Origin of the sequence: Mucilaginibacter sp. P25 (genome assembly GCF_050859465.1) — a bacterium.
Classification (GTDB): domain Bacteria; phylum Bacteroidota; class Bacteroidia; order Sphingobacteriales; family Sphingobacteriaceae; genus Mucilaginibacter; species Mucilaginibacter gossypii.
Map to the genome: position 1 here is coordinate 3,625,016 of NZ_CP193937.1, position 20,758 is coordinate 3,645,773.

The 20,758-nt window shown below is 43.4% G+C and carries 24 protein-coding genes and 2 pseudogenes; 19 read left to right on the forward strand and 7 right to left on the reverse strand.

What is annotated here, in order from left to right; genetic code table 11:
- The first annotated feature begins 33 nt into the window (after positions 1 to 33).
- The 14 genes from ACRQ5D_RS18330 to ACRQ5D_RS18395 all read left to right on the forward strand — a co-directional run bounded on the left by ACRQ5D_RS18330 (position 34) and on the right by ACRQ5D_RS18395 (position 12,057).
- Entirely contained in the window at positions 34 to 843 is an 810-nt protein-coding gene (locus ACRQ5D_RS18330; RefSeq protein WP_091163289.1) for an SDR family oxidoreductase, read from the forward strand.
- A gap of 4 nt (positions 844 to 847) precedes the next feature.
- Positions 848 to 1,765 (forward strand): helix-turn-helix domain-containing protein, encoded by a 918-nt coding sequence (locus ACRQ5D_RS18335; RefSeq protein ID WP_091163290.1) that lies wholly within the window; start codon positions 848 to 850, stop codon positions 1,763 to 1,765.
- Between the two features lie 11 nt (positions 1,766 to 1,776).
- Entirely contained in the window at positions 1,777 to 2,109 is a 333-nt protein-coding gene (locus ACRQ5D_RS18340; protein ID WP_091163291.1) for a nuclear transport factor 2 family protein, read from the forward strand.
- 285 nt (positions 2,110 to 2,394) lie between these two features.
- A complete protein-coding gene (locus tag ACRQ5D_RS18345) occupies positions 2,395 to 2,967 on the forward strand; it encodes an RNA polymerase sigma-70 factor (RefSeq protein WP_091163292.1) in 573 nt (190 codons plus the stop codon).
- A gap of 141 nt (positions 2,968 to 3,108) precedes the next feature.
- Positions 3,109 to 3,582: a FecR domain-containing protein gene (locus ACRQ5D_RS18350; RefSeq protein ID WP_432326159.1), complete on the forward strand. Its 474-nt coding sequence runs from the start codon at positions 3,109 to 3,111 to the stop codon at positions 3,580 to 3,582.
- A gap of 26 nt (positions 3,583 to 3,608) precedes the next feature.
- Complete coding sequence (locus ACRQ5D_RS18355) at positions 3,609 to 4,076, forward strand: FecR family protein (RefSeq protein WP_431200144.1); 468 nt, start codon at positions 3,609 to 3,611, stop codon at positions 4,074 to 4,076.
- A gap of 411 nt (positions 4,077 to 4,487) precedes the next feature.
- Positions 4,488 to 4,718: a hypothetical protein gene (locus tag ACRQ5D_RS18360; RefSeq protein ID WP_431200145.1), complete on the forward strand. Its 231-nt coding sequence runs from the start codon at positions 4,488 to 4,490 to the stop codon at positions 4,716 to 4,718.
- Positions 4,670 to 6,319 carry a SusC/RagA family TonB-linked outer membrane protein gene (locus ACRQ5D_RS18365; protein ID WP_431200817.1) on the forward strand — a complete coding sequence of 550 codons (1,650 nt, stop codon included), beginning with the start codon at positions 4,670 to 4,672 and terminating at the stop codon, positions 6,317 to 6,319. The genes ACRQ5D_RS18360 and ACRQ5D_RS18365 overlap by 49 nt, the downstream gene beginning before the upstream one ends.
- Positions 6,320 to 6,381: 62 nt before the next feature.
- Positions 6,382 to 7,251 carry a hypothetical protein gene (locus ACRQ5D_RS18370; RefSeq protein ID WP_432326161.1) on the forward strand — a complete coding sequence of 290 codons (870 nt, stop codon included), beginning with the start codon at positions 6,382 to 6,384 and terminating at the stop codon, positions 7,249 to 7,251.
- A gap of 426 nt (positions 7,252 to 7,677) precedes the next feature.
- Positions 7,678 to 8,820, forward strand: a complete 1,143-nt coding sequence (locus tag ACRQ5D_RS18375) for a RagB/SusD family nutrient uptake outer membrane protein (protein WP_432326163.1) — start codon at positions 7,678 to 7,680, stop codon at positions 8,818 to 8,820.
- A complete protein-coding gene (locus tag ACRQ5D_RS18380) occupies positions 8,706 to 9,443 on the forward strand; it encodes a RagB/SusD family nutrient uptake outer membrane protein (protein WP_432326165.1) in 738 nt (245 codons plus the stop codon). The genes ACRQ5D_RS18375 and ACRQ5D_RS18380 overlap by 115 nt, the downstream gene beginning before the upstream one ends.
- Positions 9,444 to 9,893: 450 nt before the next feature.
- A complete protein-coding gene (locus tag ACRQ5D_RS18385) occupies positions 9,894 to 10,493 on the forward strand; it encodes a hypothetical protein (protein ID WP_432326166.1) in 600 nt (199 codons plus the stop codon).
- Positions 10,494 to 10,600: 107 nt separating this feature from the next.
- A complete protein-coding gene (locus ACRQ5D_RS18390) occupies positions 10,601 to 11,548 on the forward strand; it encodes a BT_3987 domain-containing protein (protein WP_091163297.1) in 948 nt (315 codons plus the stop codon).
- A 224-nt stretch (positions 11,549 to 11,772) separates the two neighbouring features.
- Positions 11,773 to 12,057 (forward strand): hypothetical protein, encoded by a 285-nt coding sequence (locus ACRQ5D_RS18395; protein ID WP_091163298.1) that lies wholly within the window; start codon positions 11,773 to 11,775, stop codon positions 12,055 to 12,057.
- Between the two features lie 398 nt (positions 12,058 to 12,455).
- Here ACRQ5D_RS18395 and ACRQ5D_RS18400 read toward each other — a convergent pair.
- Positions 12,456 to 12,934, reverse strand: a pseudogene (locus ACRQ5D_RS18400) (Dps family protein).
- 74 nt (positions 12,935 to 13,008) lie between these two features.
- On the opposite strand from ACRQ5D_RS18400, the gene ACRQ5D_RS18405 reads away from it, so the two are divergent.
- From ACRQ5D_RS18405 to ACRQ5D_RS18420, 4 genes are all read left to right on the forward strand, one after another.
- Positions 13,009 to 13,794: a DUF4905 domain-containing protein gene (locus ACRQ5D_RS18405; protein WP_091163300.1), complete on the forward strand. Its 786-nt coding sequence runs from the start codon at positions 13,009 to 13,011 to the stop codon at positions 13,792 to 13,794.
- A 21-nt stretch (positions 13,795 to 13,815) separates the two neighbouring features.
- The gene (locus tag ACRQ5D_RS18410) at positions 13,816 to 14,640 is read left to right on the forward strand and encodes a LysM peptidoglycan-binding domain-containing protein (RefSeq protein WP_431200152.1); all 825 of its coding nucleotides are present in this window, start codon (positions 13,816 to 13,818) and stop codon (positions 14,638 to 14,640) included.
- A 26-nt stretch (positions 14,641 to 14,666) separates the two neighbouring features.
- Positions 14,667 to 14,828 (forward strand): hypothetical protein, encoded by a 162-nt coding sequence (locus ACRQ5D_RS18415; RefSeq protein WP_431200153.1) that lies wholly within the window; start codon positions 14,667 to 14,669, stop codon positions 14,826 to 14,828.
- Between the two features lie 87 nt (positions 14,829 to 14,915).
- The gene (locus ACRQ5D_RS18420; protein WP_431200154.1) at positions 14,916 to 15,452 is read left to right on the forward strand and encodes a uridine kinase family protein; all 537 of its coding nucleotides are present in this window, start codon (positions 14,916 to 14,918) and stop codon (positions 15,450 to 15,452) included.
- Here the strand turns inward: ACRQ5D_RS18420 and ACRQ5D_RS18425 are convergent.
- The 4 genes and pseudogenes from ACRQ5D_RS18425 to ACRQ5D_RS18440 form a co-directional block, all read right to left on the reverse strand.
- Positions 15,449 to 15,787: a superinfection immunity protein gene (locus tag ACRQ5D_RS18425; RefSeq protein ID WP_091163302.1), complete on the reverse strand. Its 339-nt coding sequence runs from the start codon at positions 15,785 to 15,787 to the stop codon at positions 15,449 to 15,451. The genes ACRQ5D_RS18420 and ACRQ5D_RS18425 overlap by 4 nt on opposite strands.
- A gap of 410 nt (positions 15,788 to 16,197) precedes the next feature.
- Positions 16,198 to 16,854 carry a 3-oxoacid CoA-transferase subunit B gene (locus ACRQ5D_RS18430; RefSeq protein WP_090523970.1) on the reverse strand — a complete coding sequence of 219 codons (657 nt, stop codon included), beginning with the start codon at positions 16,852 to 16,854 and terminating at the stop codon, positions 16,198 to 16,200.
- Positions 16,855 to 17,081: 227 nt separating this feature from the next.
- Positions 17,082 to 17,779: pseudogene (locus ACRQ5D_RS18435) on the reverse strand (CoA transferase subunit A).
- Positions 17,780 to 17,897: 118 nt separating this feature from the next.
- Positions 17,898 to 18,074 carry a hypothetical protein gene (locus ACRQ5D_RS18440; protein WP_218134365.1) on the reverse strand — a complete coding sequence of 59 codons (177 nt, stop codon included), beginning with the start codon at positions 18,072 to 18,074 and terminating at the stop codon, positions 17,898 to 17,900.
- A gap of 168 nt (positions 18,075 to 18,242) precedes the next feature.
- Between ACRQ5D_RS18440 and ACRQ5D_RS18445 the strand changes: the two genes are divergently transcribed.
- Complete coding sequence (locus tag ACRQ5D_RS18445; RefSeq protein WP_091163304.1) at positions 18,243 to 18,800, forward strand: hypothetical protein; 558 nt, start codon at positions 18,243 to 18,245, stop codon at positions 18,798 to 18,800.
- A 146-nt stretch (positions 18,801 to 18,946) separates the two neighbouring features.
- On the opposite strand, the gene ACRQ5D_RS18450 is transcribed toward ACRQ5D_RS18445, so the two are convergent.
- Together ACRQ5D_RS18450 and ACRQ5D_RS18455 are read right to left on the reverse strand one after the other, a co-directional pair.
- Positions 18,947 to 20,032 (reverse strand): SGNH/GDSL hydrolase family protein, encoded by a 1,086-nt coding sequence (locus ACRQ5D_RS18450; protein WP_091163305.1) that lies wholly within the window; start codon positions 20,030 to 20,032, stop codon positions 18,947 to 18,949.
- Positions 20,033 to 20,309: 277 nt separating this feature from the next.
- Positions 20,310 to 20,672 (reverse strand): VOC family protein, encoded by a 363-nt coding sequence (locus tag ACRQ5D_RS18455; protein ID WP_208102442.1) that lies wholly within the window; start codon positions 20,670 to 20,672, stop codon positions 20,310 to 20,312.
- Positions 20,673 to 20,758 lie beyond the last annotated feature (86 nt).

A 20,758-nucleotide genomic window follows, 5' to 3' on the forward strand; every position in this document is an offset into this window, starting at 1 on the left:
GCCGATTTTTGTACGGTAATATTTAAGCAAAAAATGGGAAAGACAATTTTTATTACCGGGGCATCTTCAGGGCTGGGTAAAGCCACTGCCAAATTATTTCAAAGTAAAGGCTGGAACGTTATCGCGACAATGCGCAATCCCGCCCTTGAAACAGAACTTACTGCATTACAAAATGTAACCCTGCTGCCATTAGACGTTACCAATTTGGAGCAAATTCAAAGTACCGTAAAAGAAGCAACCGGCCAACATGATATCGATGTGGTATTTAATAACGCCGGTTATGGCCTCGTTGGCGCGCTGGAAGCTTTTTCAGATGAACAGGTGGTAAGGCAGATAAACACAAATTTGCTCGGTGTCATCCGCGTTACGCAGGCTTTTGTACCCTATTTCCGAAAAAAGAAAAGCGGGTTGTTTATTACCACAACTTCTATCGGCGGCCTGGTGACCTTCCCTCTCGACTCGATCTATCACGCAACAAAATGGGCGCTGGAAGGCTGGAGCGAGGGTATGTCCTATGAACTGGGGCTTCACAACATCGGTATCAAAACCATTGCGCCGGGTGGTATCAAAACTAACTTCGCGGGTGAGCCATTAGATGTTGCCCGCCACCCTGCCTATGAAGAAGGATTGGAAAAGCTGTTTAACCTGATGAATCCTGCCAATTTTGAACCTGTGGAATGGATTGCAGATGTGGTATATGAAGCTGCTACAGATGGTAAGCAGCAGCTGCGCTATGTTGTAGGGGCATTTGCCAGGCAGTTGTATGAAAGGCGTTTGGAAATCGGTTCTGAGGTAGCAGTACAGGAGATGAACAAAATGGTCTTCGGAGAATTAGTAAATTAGCCAAATGAGGAAAGAAGCCAACAACCCTTTGCGGATAGATTCTATTTCAGCACTGCACAGGATGCTGGGCTTACCCAAGCCATTACATCCGTTAATAAGTCTGGTGGATAATACAAAAATGGTGGTAAATAAAGCGCAGCTGAACAGTTCTTTTCTCTTCAACTTTTATAAAATTTCTTTTAAGAAAACGCTGAAAGGGCTCATCGGCTATGGACAGGGCCATTACGATTTTGATGAGGGCGGTATGGTATTTACCGCCCTCAATCAATTGCTCTCAATTATTAGTAACGACGAAGAGTATGAAGGCTTCTCATTGCTTATCCACCCGGACTTTATCAGGAACTACCCGCTGGATAAAAAAATCAGGTCGTATGGATTCTTCTCTTACGAAACGAATGAGGCCCTGCACCTTTCTGATAAAGAAAAGACGATTATTTTAGGCGTTCTGGACAACATACAGCAGGAATTAAACGGAGCTATTGACGATCTCAGCCAGGACTTGCTAATTTCTTACATCGAGGTGCTGCTCAATTACAGCAACCGTTTTTACAAAAGGCAATTTATTACCCGCAAGGCGGTAAGTAATGATATGCTTATGCAGATGGAAGATGTATTAAATGACTACTTTGAAAAAGAACAGGGATTGGATAAGGGACTACTGACGGTAGAATACCTGGCGCAGCATTTACATGTCTCCCCACGGTATTTAAGTGATATGCTGCGTTCCCTTACCGGCCAAAATGCACAGCAGCATATACACGAAAAACTGATAGAAAAAGCAAAGGAATATCTTTCGGTTTCCCATTTAACAGTTGCAGAAATAGCCTACCAGCTGGGTTTTGAGCATCCGCAATCGTTCAATAAAATATTTAAAAGAAAAACCAATGTAACGCCCCTGGAATTCAGGGCCTCGTTCAATTAAACAGCCAGTAAATGGATATCAGATTATTTATAGAAGAGTGGATTAAACTGGGCAATGCTTTCGATACGGATGCATACCTGGAAAAGTACCGGGCCGATGCAATTCTGGACGACCCTTCTGTTGGGAGGAAATTTATCGGTCACAAAGGCATCCGGGATTATTTTACCACTTATTTTATAGGATATAAAACTCAGACCCGGTTAATGAAGTTGGACATCCACGGTAACGAAGCGCATCTGGAAGTGGAATTTACCGGGGAATTTCCCGAGGGGAAAATCGGCGGTACTTTTGATATTATACTCAAAGATGAAAAAATCGCAGCAGTAAAAGCAGCGCTTATTTAAGCAGTAAAACAATAAGTTGCGATTTCGGCTGCAAACCTGTGATCAGGCTGATTTAAGCGTCATTTACCAACCCGGGCGATATTTTTAATATTTCCTGATTGAACTGGTATGTTTTGAGGATCGAGGTTTACTGGTGTGTAGTTTAATTAACACCGGTAAGGTTAATTTAATGGTTGTATAAAACACGCTAAGGAAGCCGGCAGTAACGCATGAAACGTAATAAAAAAATTGTGTTGTTACTACTTGTGCTTTTTTATTGATAGATTCGGGAACTAGCTGGAATCTATGTCAATGTATCTTAAACTTGATGATCAACAACTGTTGCGATTATTGATTAATGGTAGTGAAGACGCATTTGCAGCTATCTACAACAGGTATTGGCGAAAACTTGTTGCGATAGGTTATAGTCATACTAAAGACAGGTTTTTAGCCGAAGAAATTGTACAGGAGGTTTTTCTGAGTATCTGGAACAGACGGAATGAACTAAAAATAGATACGGTAAGTAGTTACCTGGCAACAGCCATAAAATTTTCAATATTTAAACATATTGCAACCAATAACCGCCGTCAGAGAATTTTATCGGCCATGCCGAACGCAAGCTTAGTGGAAATGACGGATGAGCTTGTGCATGCCCGCTTTTTGAAGGAATATATAAGCGGCGTGGTAGAGGAGATGCCCGAAAAATGCCGCCTGGTTTATAAACTAAGTCGCGAAGAAGGGTTAAACGTTGGCGAGATCTCGCAAAAAATGAACATTGCCGAAAAAACGGTTGAAGCACATCTGTCTAAAGCGCTTAAAGTGCTCCGCCTCAATTTGAAAGAATTTATGGTATTGGCCATATTTCTTCACAAAATTTAACATCGCCCAGTTAATTTTGTTGTTTATCCGCGTCTTACCAAAGGTTTGTTCATTAAGTTATTTTAAATAAATATTAAAGTTTTTGTTTTTTGACTAAGGGTAACTTCATAGTTGTTGTACATCCTGTTATAAAAAACAAAGATGGAAGACGAACACCTGCAGTCGCTTGCCAAAAAATATCTTTCCGGCACGGCTACCGAAGCCGAAAAGGCCGAGTTGCATACCTGGTATAGACTTAAGGAAGGGGAAGATCTGATATTGCCTTATCTTGATCAGCGTGAAGAAGCGGAAGCAAGAGAGAGGATGTATAAAAACCTGAAGCAAAAAATGGATGATGCCGATGGTGAACAGCACCGACCTAAAACACTTAAATTCAGGCTGGCTGCTGCGGCTATCGTGTTGCTGGGTATTGCCATGTCGTTTTATTACCTTAACATATACCACTCTGGCGGGCAACTACGGCTTGTAACAACCAAAAGCGGCGAGCATAAAAAAATTGAACTTACCGATGGTACTTTAATTTACTTAAGTTCGGAATCAAAGCTTTCATATCCCGTTGCCTTTAAAGGAAATACCCGCGAGGTGATTTTAGAAGGAGAAGCTTTTTTGAGGTAGCTAAAGACAAATCAAAACCCTTCATTTTGCATACCGGTAAGTTAACTACAAAGGTGTTGGGTACATCATTTAATGTGGATGCTATCCTGTCACACCCTGATGTTACCGTGGCACTTATAAGCGGTAGGGTAATGTTTTCTGACGGAAATGCGCAAGCTGTACTTAAGCCCAACTTCCAGGTAGTATACAATAAATCAAAAAAACTGCCACGGATTGAAACAATTCCGGATTCGGCAGCGCTTATTGGCCGCCATAAAGGCTCATTTGAATACAAGAACACCCCGCTTGAACAGGTAATTGAAGATCTGAACCGAAACTTTAATACTCACGCCGTTGTAATAGGCGCTGTTAAAAACTGCACCTTTTTTGGCCGTATTAAAGAGGGCGAAAGTCCGGAGCAGTTTCTTAACAAGTTAGGAATAATTATGGATGCTACAGTAACCGGTAAAAATGGCGGTTATGTTATCAAAGGAAAGGGAGGAGGTTGCCGTTGAGCTAAGTCATCTACTTTAAAACAATCTTCAGCAGGCCCGGCAAGGCCTGCCTGAAGATCAAAAAATGTCATTCGTTAAAGCAGTACTTGAAAGGTTGGAGCCAAAAGTATCTGCAATTTTTTTAAACATTTTATTTAGTGAATATATGAAAAATAATGTGCCCTGCCAATGGGGCCGCAAGTGTACGCTTTTTATGAAATTGAGCACATTAATGCTTTTATTATGCAGCACTGCGTTTTCTATGACTCGCGTTGATGCAAACGGGCAGGAGGTCCTGAAAAAAAGATCACTGTAAACGTTAAAAATAGTCCGGTTTCTGATGCGCTCGAGAAGATCTCCGCCTCATCGGGGGTTAAGTTTACTTATAATGGAGCGGTAAGTAACAGTACCGAAAAAGTATCGGAAAAAGCGGTGAATATTGAACTTGGCGTTGTACTTAAACGGGTGCTGGCTAAAACCGATTTTACTTTTATCGTACTCGACGATGGCGAAATTCTTGTTCGCTATGATGATGCTAAAAAAATACCAATTCTGGTAAAACGTTTTTTCAGCGAATTGTTACAGGCAGGGTCACCGATGAAAAAGGCATTGCGCTGCCCGGCGTTTCCGTTAAAGTTAAAGGAACAGACAGGGGTGGTATAGCCGATGCTAAGGGAAATTACCAGATCCAGGTTAATGCAGATAGCGAAATTTTGGTTTACAGTTTCATTGGCTATAAGAACCAGGAAGTAGCCGTTACGAACAAAAAGGTTATTGATATACAAATGCAGCCCGCGGCTGATAATGAACTAAAAGAAGTAGCGGTAGTAGCTTATGGCACGCAGAAAAAGGTAAGCCTTGTAGGCGCACAGTCAACTATTGATATTGAAAACCTGAAACAGCCTGTTTCGGATGTTACCACCCTGCTGGCCGGGCAGGTTGCCGGCGTTATCGGCGTACAACGTTCCGGCGAACCGGGCCGTAGCAGTGCCGATATCTGGATTCGTGGTATATCAACCTTTACGAGCAGCTATCCATTGGTATTGGTTGATGGTATTGAGCGCTCTATCAATAATATCGAGCCTGAGGATATTCAATCTTTCACGATTTTAAAAGACGCGTCGGCCACTGCGGTTTACGGTGTTCGTGGTGCAAACGGTGTTATCATTGTACAAACCAGGCGTGGGGTAGCCGGTAAGCCCAAAATAAACGTCGATTTTTATGAGGGTATAAACTCATTTACCCGTATCCCTAAAATGGCCGATGGCGTAACCTACATGAATATGGTTAATGAGTCATTAACCACCCGGGATCAGCCTGCCAAATACACGCAAACCTATATCCAAAACACCAAAAACCAGGTTGATCCGCTGTTGTATCCGGATATTAACTGGATAGATGCCGTTTTTAATAAATACAGCCACAACAGGCGCGCTAATATCAATGCCAGCGGCGGGGTACCAAGTGCCCGTTACTACGTTTCGGCAAGTTATTATGATGAAACCGGCTTGCTTAAAACAGATGAGCTGGCCAAATACAATTCAACTATTGATTATAACAGATACAATTTTACCAGTAATCTAAACCTTGAGCTTACAAAAACCACCAAACTTGATTTAGGTGTACAGGGTTTTGTGGGCAAAGGGAACTATCCTTCAGTTTCGGCCAGCGATATTTTTGTGCAGGCCATGATCGTACAGCCTACGGCTTTCCCCATTATGTATCCTGGCGGTTTTGTTCCGGGTGTAAACCCCAACGGCGATCAGCGAAATCCATATGCTGATTTAACTACACGGGGTTACAGCACCACGTATTCGAGCCAGTTATATTCAAATGCCAGGCTTACGCAGGACCTGAAATTTATTACGCCGGGCCTGAGTTTTACGACCATGTTTGCTTATGATATCAACACATCACACAGCGTTAACCGCAGCAAGCGTTTGGATACCTATTTTCCTGATGCAACAACACCCTATAACGCCGACGGATCGCTTAACCTGATCAAAACATATTCGGGCACAAGTACATATCTTAACTTTTCGGAAGCAAGCGGCGGTTACTATAAAACCTATACCGAATCGTCGCTGAATTATGACTGCACTTTTGGCGATCACCATGTCGGCGGCCTGCTATTATTTAACCAGCAGGATCAAACCAATTATCCGGGGGCTCCTTTGCAAACTCAATTCCTTACCGTTACAGGGGCCTGGCCGGCAGGGTTACCTACTCCTATAAAGACAGGTATTTTGCCGAGTTTAACGTAGGCTACAACGGATCTGAAAACTTCTCGCCCCAAAAACGCTACGGCTTTTTCCCGGCCTTCGGCGTGGGCTGGCTTCTGTCCGAAGAGAAATTCTTTGAGCCGCTGAAAACAGCGTTCTCCATGTTTAAGATCCGTTACAGTAATGGTTTTGCGGGTGCTGATGACGGCGGTCCGCGTTTTGACTACCTTACTTTTTTAACAGATGGTGCCGATGGTTATACATTCGGTCTTAACCGACAGGGTGTAAGCGGAATCAATATTACCAATTATGGTGTAAACGTGACCTGGGCAAAATCACACAAACAGGATCTCGGCTTTGATATACGAACGCTGAATGATAAGCTCTCACTTACTGTTGATTTGTTTAAAGAACACCGCACGGGTATTTTATTGCAAAGGCAGGCCGTTCCAAGTTTTGTAGGGCTTGCAAACTCGCCTTACGGTAACCTGGGTATTGTTGATAATAAGGGGATTGATGCCAGCCTACAGGATAACATGACTATTGGCAAGGTTAATTTAAGCATCCGTGCAAACGTTACTTATAACAAGGATAAGGTGATAGAAAACGATCAGCCCATACCGCCGTATCCATGGATGAACCGTCGCGGTAACAATGTACTGGCTAATTACGGTTATATAGCCGAGGGTTTTTTTACCAGCCAGGATGAAGTTAACAAAAGCGCGGTACCCGGTGATAAAAGCAGCATAAGGCCCGGCGATATCAAGTATAAAGACTTGAATAACGACGGTGTGATTAACGCTTATGATGTTACTAAAATTGGCCGCGGCGATGTGCCTTCGTTAATTTACGGAGCCGGCTTTACGGTATCGTACCTGAATTTCAGCGTGGGCGCTTTTTTCAGGGTACAGGCCGGGCTGACAGGTATATTTCAGGTAATGCTATCCAGCCGTTTTCAACCAATGGCGGTGTAAGCAATGCCTATGCCAATATTACCGACCGATGGACACCCGAAAACCCCAATCCCAACGCGTTTTATCCACGCCTGGCCTTTGGCGATGCCGCGAACACCAACAATACCCAAACCAGTTCATTCTGGATCAAAAACGTTCAGTTTGTAAGGCTTAAAACATTGGATGTTGGGTATACGCTGCCTAAAGGTTTGTTTAATAACCTGGGTTTAAAAGGAGCAAGGGTATATGTAATGGGGTATAACCTGTTCACCTTCAGTAAGTTTAAATTATGGGATCCAGAGCTTAACACAGGCAATGGAACGTCTTATCCTAATACTAAAACGTTGTCGCTAGGCCTTAGCGCGCAGTTCAATTAATACTAACTGTATTTAAAAGTCAGGTATGAAAAAAATATTAATAATGTCTTTCTTACTATCCTTGGTAAGCATGAACTTTTCCTGTAAAAAGGGATATCTGGACCAGGTTCCGGATGATAGGTTAACCCTTGATCAAACGTTCAATAACCGTAATACGGCATTGAAATTTTTGGCAAATATATACTCTAATATGCCCGATGAGGCTTCGCAGCGTTTTGCCGGTTTCGGGAATACCGTAGGCCAGTGGACGGGTGGCAGCGATGAGGCCGAATATGTATGGGGCTTTGTAACCAGCAATAACATCAATAATGGTACTTATGATGCTTCAAGCAGCCTGATCAGTGGCTTCTGGACTTATTTTTACCAGGGGATCAGGAATGCCGGAGTATTTATGGATAATATAGATAAGGTGCCAGACCTTACGCCCGATCTTAAAACGCAGTACAAGGCCGAAGCGAGGGCATTGCGTGCTTTATATTACTTTTATCTTTTGCGCATTTATGGGCCTGTGGTTATTATCGGCGATAAAACCATCGCTCCGGATGCATCTTTTAACGATGTTCAGTTACCCAGAAATTCATATGATGAGTGCGTAAGTTATGTTACTGCCGAGCTTGATCAGGCGGCCAAAGACCTTCCTGCATTGCCTTCTAATGATAATAATTATGGACGTTTTACCAAAGGTTTTGCATTGGCCATCAAATCTGAAATGTTGTTGTATGCTGCCAGCCCGCTTTACAATGGCAATACCGATTATGCCCCTATGAAAAATGCCGATGGCAAACAACTGATCACTCAGCAGCCCGATGCTAATAAATGGAAGCTTGCTGCAGATGCCGCTAAGGAATTTATTGACCAGTTTGTTCCGGCGGTGTATGATCTTTATCGTGTAAATGACCCAAGCGGCAATTATAGCCCGTATCTATCATGCCGTGATGTATTGTTAAAAGATTGGAACAAAGAAGTTATATACGCCAATATTGGCGCAGGCGTTACGAACCGGCAGTACGAAACAACCCCATACCATCAGGGTGCAGCTGACGAAGACAGGGGGCCGGAGGTCTGGGCGCTACCCAGGGTATGGTTGATGCTTATTTTATGGCCAATGGACGCGCTATTGATGATGCCGCATCTGGCTATCAAAAAACTGGCTTCTCAGATTTTAAGGCACCTTATGATGATCAGTCAAGAAGTACCTACAATCAATGGGTAGGGCGCGAACCTCGGTTTTATGTAGGCATTACCTATAACGGCAGCGAGTGGCTTAATAAAAACTCAGGCAATGTGATTACACAACTCTGGAATACCGGTAACTCGGGCCGCAACACCGGTGGTAATGATTATTGCCCCACCGGATACGTGGTGCGAAAAAATATGCCACCAAGCGATAGGACACAAGGCAACCGCTCATGGGTAATGTTAAGGCTTGCCGAAATTTACCTCAACTATGCAGAAGCGTTAAATGAAAGCAATCCGGGCAACGCCGATGTGCTGACCTATATTAACCTGATCCGTAACCGCGCCGGCATCCCCGAATATGGCAAAGGTGTCCCTGCACCGGTAGGGCAGGAAGCCATGCGCCTGGCCATCAGGAAGGAACGGCAGATAGAACTGGCATTTGAAAACAACCGTTTTTTTGACGTAAGGCGCTGGAAAATTGCCGAAACTACGGAAAGCGGACCAACTTACGGATTAAATATCAGTGCCGACCTGCCCGATTTTTATAAAGTGGTGTCGTTCGAAAATCGTGTTTTTTCTAAAAAACACTACTTCTATCCATTGCCGCAAAATGATATTAATAGTGATAAACTATTGGTGCAAAATACCGGTTGGTAAACTCATTGAAAAAAGCATACCGGTAAAGGCCATTTGAAATTGGCTTTTGCCGGTATAAAAAGCAAATCATCCTGTTTTAAATAAACAAATCCTGGTTGCCGTGCAAAAGCGCCGCAGCGCAGGATGTTAGCACATTGTTATGAAATTTATCAAATATGCATCATTACTGGTGGTGTTTTTCTTTACACATATTTTAATCAGTTCGGCAACTCAGTTCAGCTCCGGCGACACGCTGAAAAGCCCTGCCAAAAACTGGAAAGAGCATTGGTTTGAGCACGACCTTATAGTTTCGCGCACTTATGCCGATGCTAACGTGGTTTTTTATTATGATGATAACATGTACCCTTCAGTAACATGGCCTTATAAAACCATGTCGGCTGTTTGGGCTTATGTAAAAAAACATACGGAGCATTCGGTACTGATCCCCGCCTGTACGTGGTGTTGCACCGTGTGGTTAACAATAAGCTGGGCGGCGGGCACCCTGCATCGTACTTTGATGCCAGTCATGATCATCACAATACCATTGATTGCGGGCTTGATGACTGGACAGGCTCTGAAGGGCAGCAAATTGGGATGCCTGTTCATGAGGTAGGGCACATTGTTAGCGGTGCCAGCCACGGGGTAAAAGGCTCGCCATCGGATGCTTTATGGGGTGATAGCAAGTTTATGGAAATTTTTAACTATGATGTACTGAAACATATTGGTAGGGAAGATGAAGCAGGCAGGGTTTATAAACAAATGCAAACCCAGTATGATGATTTCCCCCGCCCCCGGTCGCAGTGGTTTAAAAACTGGTTCTACCCAATTTATCATAACTATGGCGAAGCAGCGGTATTGAATAAATATTTTGGTTTGCTTGCCGATTATTTCCCGCAAAAAAATAAGGAGTACACCAGGGACCTGAACTGGGGCGAGTTTATACATTTTTGGAGCGGTGCCGCCGGTGTAAACCTCAAGACGCAGGCATCTGTAGCCTTTGGATGGAGTGATGAATGGGAAGCGCAGTTTATTAAAGCGCAGCACGATTTTCCGCAGGTTAAATACAAATAAGTTTAACAGTGAAAATGCTGATAGACCGCTGGCCAATTTTTTTAAGAAAAGACCGCTGCCTGGTTGTAAAGACATTTAAAAACATTAATCATTAACTCAATTAAAAAATGAAAAAGATCTTAGTGAAATATTACCCGGTACTGATGGCCCTGGTAGTATTAATCAGTTCATGCTCAAAAAACGACGATAATTACGATTACCGGAAGATGCCAACTTCGGTTGAATTGCCTATAGCGGCGCATGCAGGCCCCGCATCGTTTGATAATGGCGGTTTTAAGTATAAAATATCTGAAAGCATCAGCGCGCAGCCGCAGTCCTTATCCACTACTGTGTTACTGTCTGCAGTAAAACCGCTTACAAAGGCCTTAACAGTTACCCTTCAGGTTGATATGAATGCCGTTACCAGTCTTAACGCGGCACACAGAGCCCTATTTGTTGCCGATAGTACCGAGGCGGTAAAAAACGGTACTGATCTGCCTGATCGTAACAGCGCACAATACGCCACCTTTGTACCTTTGCCATCAAGCGCTTATAATGTGCCAGCTTCAACCGTAACTATCGGGGCCGGACTTTTATCGGCCAATCATAATATCAACCTGATTACCTCGGGCCTTTCGCTTAGTACTAATTATATGTTGCCCCTATCTATTACAGATGCGCAGGGCCAGGCTATCAATTACTATAAAACAGTATACTATATTATTGGGATAAAAAGTCAGTATGAAGGCACCTATACAGCAAATGGTTCTATCGCTTTTCCTGATCCTTCAATAAACAGATCATGGACTAACAGAACTAAAACTTTAACAACCATTAACGGAACAACTGTACGTTCAGAAGCGGCAGACCTTAGTGGAAGTAATTACTACATGTATTTAACGGTAAACGCCGATAATTCGGTAACTGTTAAATCGGCTCCTGAAGCCGCTAACCAAACTATCCAAAATAATGGTGTATGTATGTATGATCCGGTTACAAAAACTTTTAGACTAAATTACAAATACGTAGGTGGCACCGGCGATCGGCGAATCAGTGAGAGCATCAAGTTGAATTGATACTTAAAAATGCAGTAGATAATCCAAACGCTTTCATCAGAAACGTTATTCGGTGAAAACACCTGATTAGAAAAGGCAAATGCCAGGATGCCAGCTATGTGAACATGTTCGTTTAGCCCGAAACGCTGGCATGCAAGAGGTTATCGGTCCGACTCTGATATTACCCACTTGACTGAAACCAACAGGTTGAAAGGCCTTTAGATACCCTCTAAAGGCCTTCGTTTTTGGCTTACGGTTCCCTGCATGAAAAGGAAGTGTGGCACTCTTTCCGACAGGAAATGTATACTCAAAATAATGATAACTGGGTGAGTACCGGCCTTAACCCGGCGTTGCCCGCGCCCGACCTGGGCTACTTTATCGGTTACCGGATATGCCAGGCATATTATGACCAGGCAAAAGATAAAAAAGCAGCGCTAAAGGAAATCATCGAATTAGATTACGCAAACCCGGTAGCAGTGGACGATTTTTTCAAACGTTCGGGTTACCGATGCGGCCGATCGGGTAACTGACCCACGATTTAAAAGTTTTGAATGGTGGTAAAAACATTTTCGATAAATTCAACAAAAAAAGCTGCTCAACTTAACGGGGGCAAGTAATTTGGATTTTGAAAGTTTTTTAAAAGACGCATTTTTAGCCTTTAAACGCAAAAAAAGCCCTTAGCAATGCGCTAAGGGCTTTTCAAAACAAGTTTTCCTACAAGGGCTCGAACCTCAATCTTCAGAGCCAGAATCTGACGTGCTACCATTACACCATAGGAAAATAAACAGAACATCTGCCGCTTAAAGAGACGGCGTTTCGTTCCGTGCAAATATACGAAATATGCAAACCGGTGAAAACCCCGTTTTAAAAAAAGCCACATCCGGATTGTTCCTGATGTGGCTTTTTTTACAGTAGGATTATGTGCGGGTTAGTCCTCGTTCACGAATGAACGCAGCATCCATGTATTTTTTCGTTGAATTGCATGAAGCGGTTGATCATGTCGTTAGTGCCATCGTCTCCGGCATCGGCGGTGATGGTTAATATCTCGCGTTCCATTTTTATCAGCGCAGCCAAATCGTCAATAATAGCTTTCACCATCAGGGTATCCTTTAGGCCGATGGTCTGGATCTCTTTAATGCTTGATGTTTCAATATAATCTTTAAAAGTACTGATAGGAGGTTTGCCAAGGCTCAGGATCCTTTCGGCAAGCTCATCAATAGTAACCAGCGCGGCAGTGTACAGCTCTTCAAATTTCAGGTGCAGGGTAAAAAAGCTTGTGCCTTTAACGTTCCAGTGGCAGCCACGCAGTTTTTGGTAGTGGATATGGTAATTAGCCAGCAGGTCGTTCAGGTGGTCAACTACCGGTTTTACTTTAACTTCTTCGAGGCTTATTTCTTTTGCGTCCATAAATAATAGTGATGTTTTAGTTGTAACATGCCTTTACGGGCAATGTTTGGCAAAGGTAAACAGTTTTAATTTTAATGAGCATATTTGCATTCTCTATGACTTCGCTTTTACCCTTCATCAGCAAAACTTACCAGTCCCCGGTTTGGCGTATGGAAATTGACGAAAGCAGCCAAACGCTGTTCCTCGAGATCAGGGACCATGCCGATAAGCAGGTTAGTTTTTCGGCCCTGAACCTGCAAAACGGTGAGGTTTATTTTGAAGGCTTAACTACCCCCGAGCGCTGGCTTACCGGTATTGAAGCTGCTTATGATGGCGTATTATTGCTGCATAATTACCAATCGGCCACAGGGCCGGTACATAAAGGCGTCACTGCAATTGAAGCCGCTTCGGGCAAAGAGTTATGGAATAATTTTACTTTAGCTTTTGATCATCTGTCGGTTAATGGCCCTGTAGTGTATAATGCCCAATTACAACCGAAGAAATTATTTTTACTTGATGTTAAAATCGGCAATACACTAAGAGGATACGAGCCAGTTCCTGATCAACCGCTGAATAATCAGATCATTAGCCCTGAACTGTTGCCCTCAGCGGAAGTAAATAGTTTATATTTACCGCTCAGCGTATATGCAAATGCGGTTCATTATATCAGCTACAATAGATTCAGAATTGTATCTTTGCACACGCTTTTGCAGGAGCATCTTGAACAGCACTTGTTTGTATTTAACGAGGAGGGTACCCTTTTGTATCACGATTTGTTACATAACGCTATACAAAAAATGCAGCCCGAGGCGTTTGTACTACATAATAATCAGCTCATCTATTTAAAAAACAGATCGGGCTTAATAGTGTTGAACTTGTAAATTACTGTATTATAATTTATTATGAAATTTAAGATTTTATTATTGGTCGCTCCCTTACTCACACTCTCCATATCGCTTTTTGCAAACCCAGTTGTTGATTCAATTGGTGTTGAAAACCTGAACGGCAAAAAAGTGATCGTTCACAAGCTTGATCCCAAAGACAATTACTACTCTATAGGCCGTCGCTACAACGTCAGCCCTAAAGCTATTATACAGTTTAATAATAACGCCCCGCTTAAAATTGGCGGCATTGTTAAAGTACCTACCGAATTACCTTTTTCAGGTGAAGCTGCTGCACAGCCTGCCGTAACTGCGCCTGCAAAACAGGTAGCAACTACTTCTGCGCCTGTACAACAAAAGCCGGTTACCCAGGCCCCTGTTCAGCAAAACAAACCACAGGTACAAGCTCCGGTTAGCTCACCTGCGCCTGTAGCCCAAGCTACAGTAAATAAAACACAGCAAGCAGCTGCCGATACCGTTAAAAAAGTAAGCATGCTTAATGTGCAGCAATACAAAGTATCGGCGGGCGAAACCTTGTTTTCTATCGCCAAGCGTTTTAATACATCTGTTGAGGATATCAAAGCACTTAATAAACTAAGCTCTGATTCATTAGCACCTAACCAGGTGATTAATGTGCGCAGCGGTTTACCTCCCGAAGAGGTTAAACAGCCAGTAATGCAGCGCGATTCAACTTCTGTTGCTGCGCAGCAGGACACCACCGGCGACCATGGCAAAGCTAACCGTTTTGGTTTATACGAGAAAGTTGAAAAAGGCGTGGCTACCTGGATGGATGACGCCGGTTTAGATCCTAAAAGGAGTTGGTGCTGCACCGTACAGCACCAATAGGCACCATCATTAAAATTACCAACCCTATGAACAATCATACCACCTTTGCAAAGGTTGTTGGCCGTTTTACCGATAACGAAACAAACAAAAATGTTTTGATCATCATGACCAAGAACACTGCCGATGCTTTAGGTGCTTTAGATAAACGTTTCCAGGTAAATATCAGCTACGGCAGCCCGAATGAATAAACCTTATATTATTGGAATTGCCGGCGGAAGCGGCTCAGGCAAAACCTTTTTTTAAAGTGCTTTTTAGAACATTTTACTGCCGACGAGGTGAGCCTCGTATCGCAGGATGATTATTACATCCCGGTAGCACATAACATGACCAAGGAGGAGAACAAAGAATATAATTTTGATCTTCCTTCAACTATTGATCATGAACATTTTCAGCAGGATATCAGCAAGCTTTTAAATAAGGAAGCTATCCTGAAACAAGAATACACTTTCAATAACCCCGATGCTATCCCCAAAATGATAGAGATCAAGCCTGCACCTATTTTGATAGTGGAGGGCTTGTTTATCCTGCATTTTAAAGATATATCGGAGCTGCTTGATTTGAAAGTGTTTATTGATGCTGATGAAGACATCGCCCTGCAGCGCCGCCTTAAACGCGACCTGATAGAACGCGGCTATTCGCACGATGACGTGATGTACAAATGGATCAACCACGTGGTGCCGGCCTACAAAGAATACCTGCTGCCCTACAAAGATGAATGCGACCGTGTGATCACCAATAACACCCACGTTGCTGAGGACATTATGGTGATAACGGAAGAGATTTCGGCTGATTTGAGGGGACGTTTATTTTAAGACAGATCGCCTAAAATCTCTTTAAGTGCTTTGTCGTAATCGGCTTTGGTAATAACCCCGGCATCAAATTGTTTGTATAGTTCATGCAGCTTCAGCGCTTTTTCGGTGGTATAACCCGGATAACCCGATTTATAATAATCTAAAGGCGCTTTTTCCTTTTCAAACGACCAGATAAGCGCCCAAATCCAGCCGATAATAGTCCAGCCCAGAAACAGGTTTAACAGGAAGATTAATTTAAAGTCGGCTTTTTCGCGGGCAATTATAGCGGGTATAAAATACAGCAGTGCGCCAATTGCCATGCCCATCATTCCAGCAATGCCAAATATGAAATTCATGTTTTAAAGATAGGAGTTTCTTTGAGAGGGATGCTATAGCGTTTTACTAAATCGTCATTGCGAGGAACGAAGCAATCGCGAGCTATACAGAGCGGACTTGCTTATTGAGGATTATTAATAATTGTAATTTGATTTTTATAGGTATTAATGAGCTCCCTACGGTCGGTTGTCTTCGTGCTTTATGATGACGTCATTGTAAATAATTGATTATCAAGTTGGTTTTTTGGGCCTGTTTTGTGATATGGGCGTTGCCTGTGGCCCGCGCTATACGCTCATACTGCACGGGCATTAGCCACAAGGCCGGTATCCGCTGCTATCGCTAACGCGCCAGACACACCATCGCTAAGATATATTTTATACGTCATCACGGTGTTTTTCAGGATTTCCTTGATGGTTACTCAATGACGTGACTACAGAATTATTTCCGGCACGTCGCCTTCAATAATGAGCTTCCCTGCCGTAGCCTGTTTTATTTCTTCAACACTTACTCCCGGAGCCCTTTCAATAAGCCTGAAACCACCTTCGGGCAAAACGTCAAATACACCCAGCTCCGTCACGATTTTTTTAACGCAGTGTACGCCGGTGAGGGGAAGGGTACACTGGGGCAGCAACTTTGATTCGCCCGCTTTGTTTACGTGCTGCATGGCTACAATGATATTTTCGGCCGACGCTACAAGATCCATAGCGCCACCCATACCTTTAACCATTTTACCGGGGATTTTCCAGTTGGCTATATCCCCATTTTCGGATACTTCCATAGCGCCAAGGATGGTAAGGTTTACCTTTTTAGCCCTGATCATCCCAAAACTCATGGCCGAATCAAATATGGCCGATCCTGGCAGCATGGTGATGGTTTGTTTGCCTGCATTAATGGTATCCGGGTCTTCCTCCCCCTCAAAAGGGAAAGGTCCCATCCCCAATAAACCATTTTCGGATTGTAATACCACATCCATGGTATCCGGTATATAATTGGCTACCAGCGTTGGGATGCCAATGCCGAGGTTAACATAATAACCGTCTTTTATTTCTTTTGCAATTCGCTTTGCGATGCCTTGTTTGTCAAGCATGATTTTCTTTATTAAATCATGTCATTGCGAGGTACGAAGCAATCGCATGCTATACAGGGTGGCTATGCCTCTGTGCGATTGCCACGCTACGCTCGCAATGACATGTTGCGTTTTATTAATTATGTCATTGAGGAACGAGGCAATCGCTTGCTATACAGAGAGACTTGTATAGTCGCTCTGCCAATCGGGGATTGCTTCGTGCCTCGCAATGACGTGGTGTTTGATATTTATTGTTTACTTCTCACCGTTGCATGCTCAATTCGTTTTTCGTAGTTGGCCCCCTTAAAAACCCTGTGTACATAAATACCCGGTGTATGGATATGATCCGGATCAAGTTTGCCGGGTTGTACCAGTTCTTCCACTTCGGCAATGGTTACCTTACCGGCCATAGCCATTACCGGGTTAAAATTGCGGGCGGTTGACCGGTATACCAGGTTACCCATAGTATCACCTTTCCAGGCCTTTACAATGGCAAAGTCGGCATTAAAAGCCATCTCCATTAAATAATCCTTACCGTTAAAGTTGCGCACTTCCTTGCCTTCGGCCACTTCGGTGCCAATACCTGCGGGGGTGAATATGGCGGGCATGCCGTAACCGGCGGCCATACAGCGGGTGGCCAGCGTACCTTGTGGTATCAGTTCCACTTCAAGCTCGCCGCTTAGTAACTGGCGTTCAAATTCAGCGTTTTCGCCCACGTACGATGAGATCATTTTTTTACTTGGCGCTGCTTCAGCATCAGGCCGATGCCGAAGTCATCAACCCCGGCATTATTGGAGATACAGGTGAGTTGCTTAATCCCCTTTTTTACCAGGGCGGCAATGCAATTTTCGGGCAATCCGCATAATCCGAATCCGCCGAGCATAAGGGTCATGCCGTCGGTAATATCGCGGATGGCCTCATCGGCACCACTAACTACTTTATTCATATATTATAATTGGTTGCTATAAATTTAAGTAAAATAAGCCTGAAGCTTATGGTTATGTAGATAACTTATTAGGGCAGGTTTGTGTTTTATGAATGTAAGCGTATTACATTGTTTTAACTTAAGCTTTTGAAGGATGGAATGGAAATGGGCGATCGGGGCCACAAGTCAGCTCTGCACCACCCTGCACACAAGACTTGCGCCAAAAGAGGCATAAACCAAAGCCGCCCAGCATGAGGGTCATACCATCGGAAATGTCGCGGATGGCCTCATCGGCACCACTAACTACTTTATTCATATATTATAATTGGTTGCTATAAATTTAAGTAAAATAAGCTTAATGCTTATTGTTATGTAGATAACTTCCTACCGCACGACTGTGTTTTTATAAATGATGTTTTATAGGTTTTATAAAACAAATAGAAATTAATTTTATTATTAATTAATACACCAAATATCAAAACCTATGGAATTAAGAGATGACGAGTTCAGGAGCGACGAGCTTAAACGCCCCGAACATGAAGAAAACAAACCCAATGCTTACCGGGTGGACGACGACAATAATGAGGACGAAAAAGACCTGAAGCGAAGTTATCTGTTTGGTAGCTCAGAAATGAACAGCCCCAATGACCCAGGTATGGAAGGAAACGGTATGGGAGGCGAAAATTTTGGTCAAAACAATATCACCCCGGCCGGTAACGATAAAGACAATCCGTCACAAATGGCGGGCAATAATAACGAATACTTTAACCGCACCCAGCCTGCCGAGGAACATCCCGAAAACAGCAATTTTAAAGATCCTAACCAGGCAGGTAACGCCAACTACGGCAATGTGATCAACGTATCACAAAACGGCCGTTCGGATGAGGACAATGGACAAACGGAAACCAGTAATAGCAAGCCCAACCCGCAGCAGCAATACCAGGAAGGAACTGCCGATGATGACGGGGATGCCAGCAAAAAGCAACAAACCAATATTCCAGGACCTAATGAGTTGCCTGATCAGCAGAAGGTAGGGGAGTAAGGTGAAATTTTATGTCATTGCGAAGAGCGAGTCGGAATGAGCCTTGGGGCGACGTGGCAATCTCGTCGTTTTGCAATACGAAAAGCATATTTGCCCTGTATTGCTACGAGATTGCCGCGTTACGCTCAATGACATGGTTTTATATTTTACCACTTAACCGTCTTTTCCATAAAAGCGATCAAATCATCGGCCATAGCTTGCTGCTCTTTCAGGCTCGGATGCCCCGGTGTATTTTTATAAGGAATAAAGTGCGTGTAAATGCCTTTATCATTTAAAGCAGCAACGGCCTTTTCGATATAACCAGGCCATGGCGAACCTGCTTTGGTTGCATCCATGCTGCCCAGCGCGCAAATGATCTGTGCTTTAGGATATACCTTGCGGATACTTTTTACAAACTCTTTATAAGCTTTAATGATCTGCTCCGGCTCGGGGGCTTTACTGCCAAAGCGCTCTTTAAACTGTGGATTGTTGGGTTGGTTTACAATCCACGAATCATTTTGAAACAGGTTGATCACTACTACATCGGGCGTATACTTTTTGAAATTCCAGGTGCTTGTTGGGTCTGTTGGATCAAGGCGGTTATACATTTCGGGCATAATGAGCGGGAACCAGCTCACGGTAATGCCGATACCGCTTTTAGAGGTGCAAACATACTGTGCATTAAAGTGACGGGCAGTAAGGGCCGCGTAGCTAAGGTAGCCGTTTTCATAAGGGGCGCTGCCACGATCCTGCCCGGTGGTGTCCTCATCGGCATAACCGCAGGTAATGGAGTTGCCGAAAAATTCGATCTTACGTTTTTTAGCCTCTGGTGCAGTTAATGCAGTAGCTTCTTTGGCCAAGGTGAACTGATAAAAAAGGGTTTTGCCTTTGTCCCATTCGGTACGTTTAAACAGTTCGAGGGTGTGCTTACCGCTCGGCAGGTTCTCAGCGAGTGTATAAGCCTGTTTGGTATTATCAAGGTGAATGGTGTTTACAACCTTGTCATCAACAATGATGGTAAAATAGTTTTCGCCCCGTTCATCCTGCATCACAGCCGATGCGCCGGTTCCGTCAAAACTAATTTTTAATGATGAGCCCGTCCAGTACAGTTCGGCAGCTTCATCAGTTTGATTGATCCGACCGGTGTAGCGGATGCGCTGATCTTTGCTCTTTAAAATAATATTTTGAGCAAGACAGCTTGTTATTGAACCGGTAAATGCAATGAAAAATACAAGAAAATATAATCTGCGCATCTTTATTAGGGTTTGGCCGCCCTAAAAATAGGAAACTTATGCAAAATCAATGCAGCAAAAAAATCTCCTCTATGCCTATGCCGTTGTTGGTGTTGTCCCCAACAACTTCTATTCTTTCAATAAATTATGTTTTTTAATTACGTTACCGTTAATAAAACTGGTAAACAAATTTTGTTGGTGACAACACCAACAACGGCGGGGTTGCCCTAAAAATAGGAAACTTATGCAAAACGCGGATAAGTTATTAGCCTATTCGCAAATATTTGTTAAGAAACTATCATTCAATTGGCATCCCAAATTGCAGCAGGTAACCATTATAGTCAAAAACGCCGAATTCGCGCATGCCGTAATTAAAATCTTCAATAGGGTAGCAAATTACTGCCCTGTCTTTCAGTTCGCTCCACAATAGATCAACTTTATCTGTCCGGATATAAAACGAGCCGGTAAATTTGGGCACGGTGAACGATGCATTATCAACAGGCAAAGCTAACATGATCTCAATATCATCACGGCTTACCGTAGCCCAGCCCCAGTCTTCATCATAGCCAATACAGGTAAAACCAAGGTTATTAATGTAAAAATCAACACTTTCCCGTACCTGCCGGGTGTATAACATGGGAGCAATAGATTTTAAAGACATATTTGAAATAAGTTAGGGCGCAAATTGTAAAAACGTAGTTCAATTAAAGCCGTCATTGCGAGGTACGAAGCAATCCCAAACTTTAC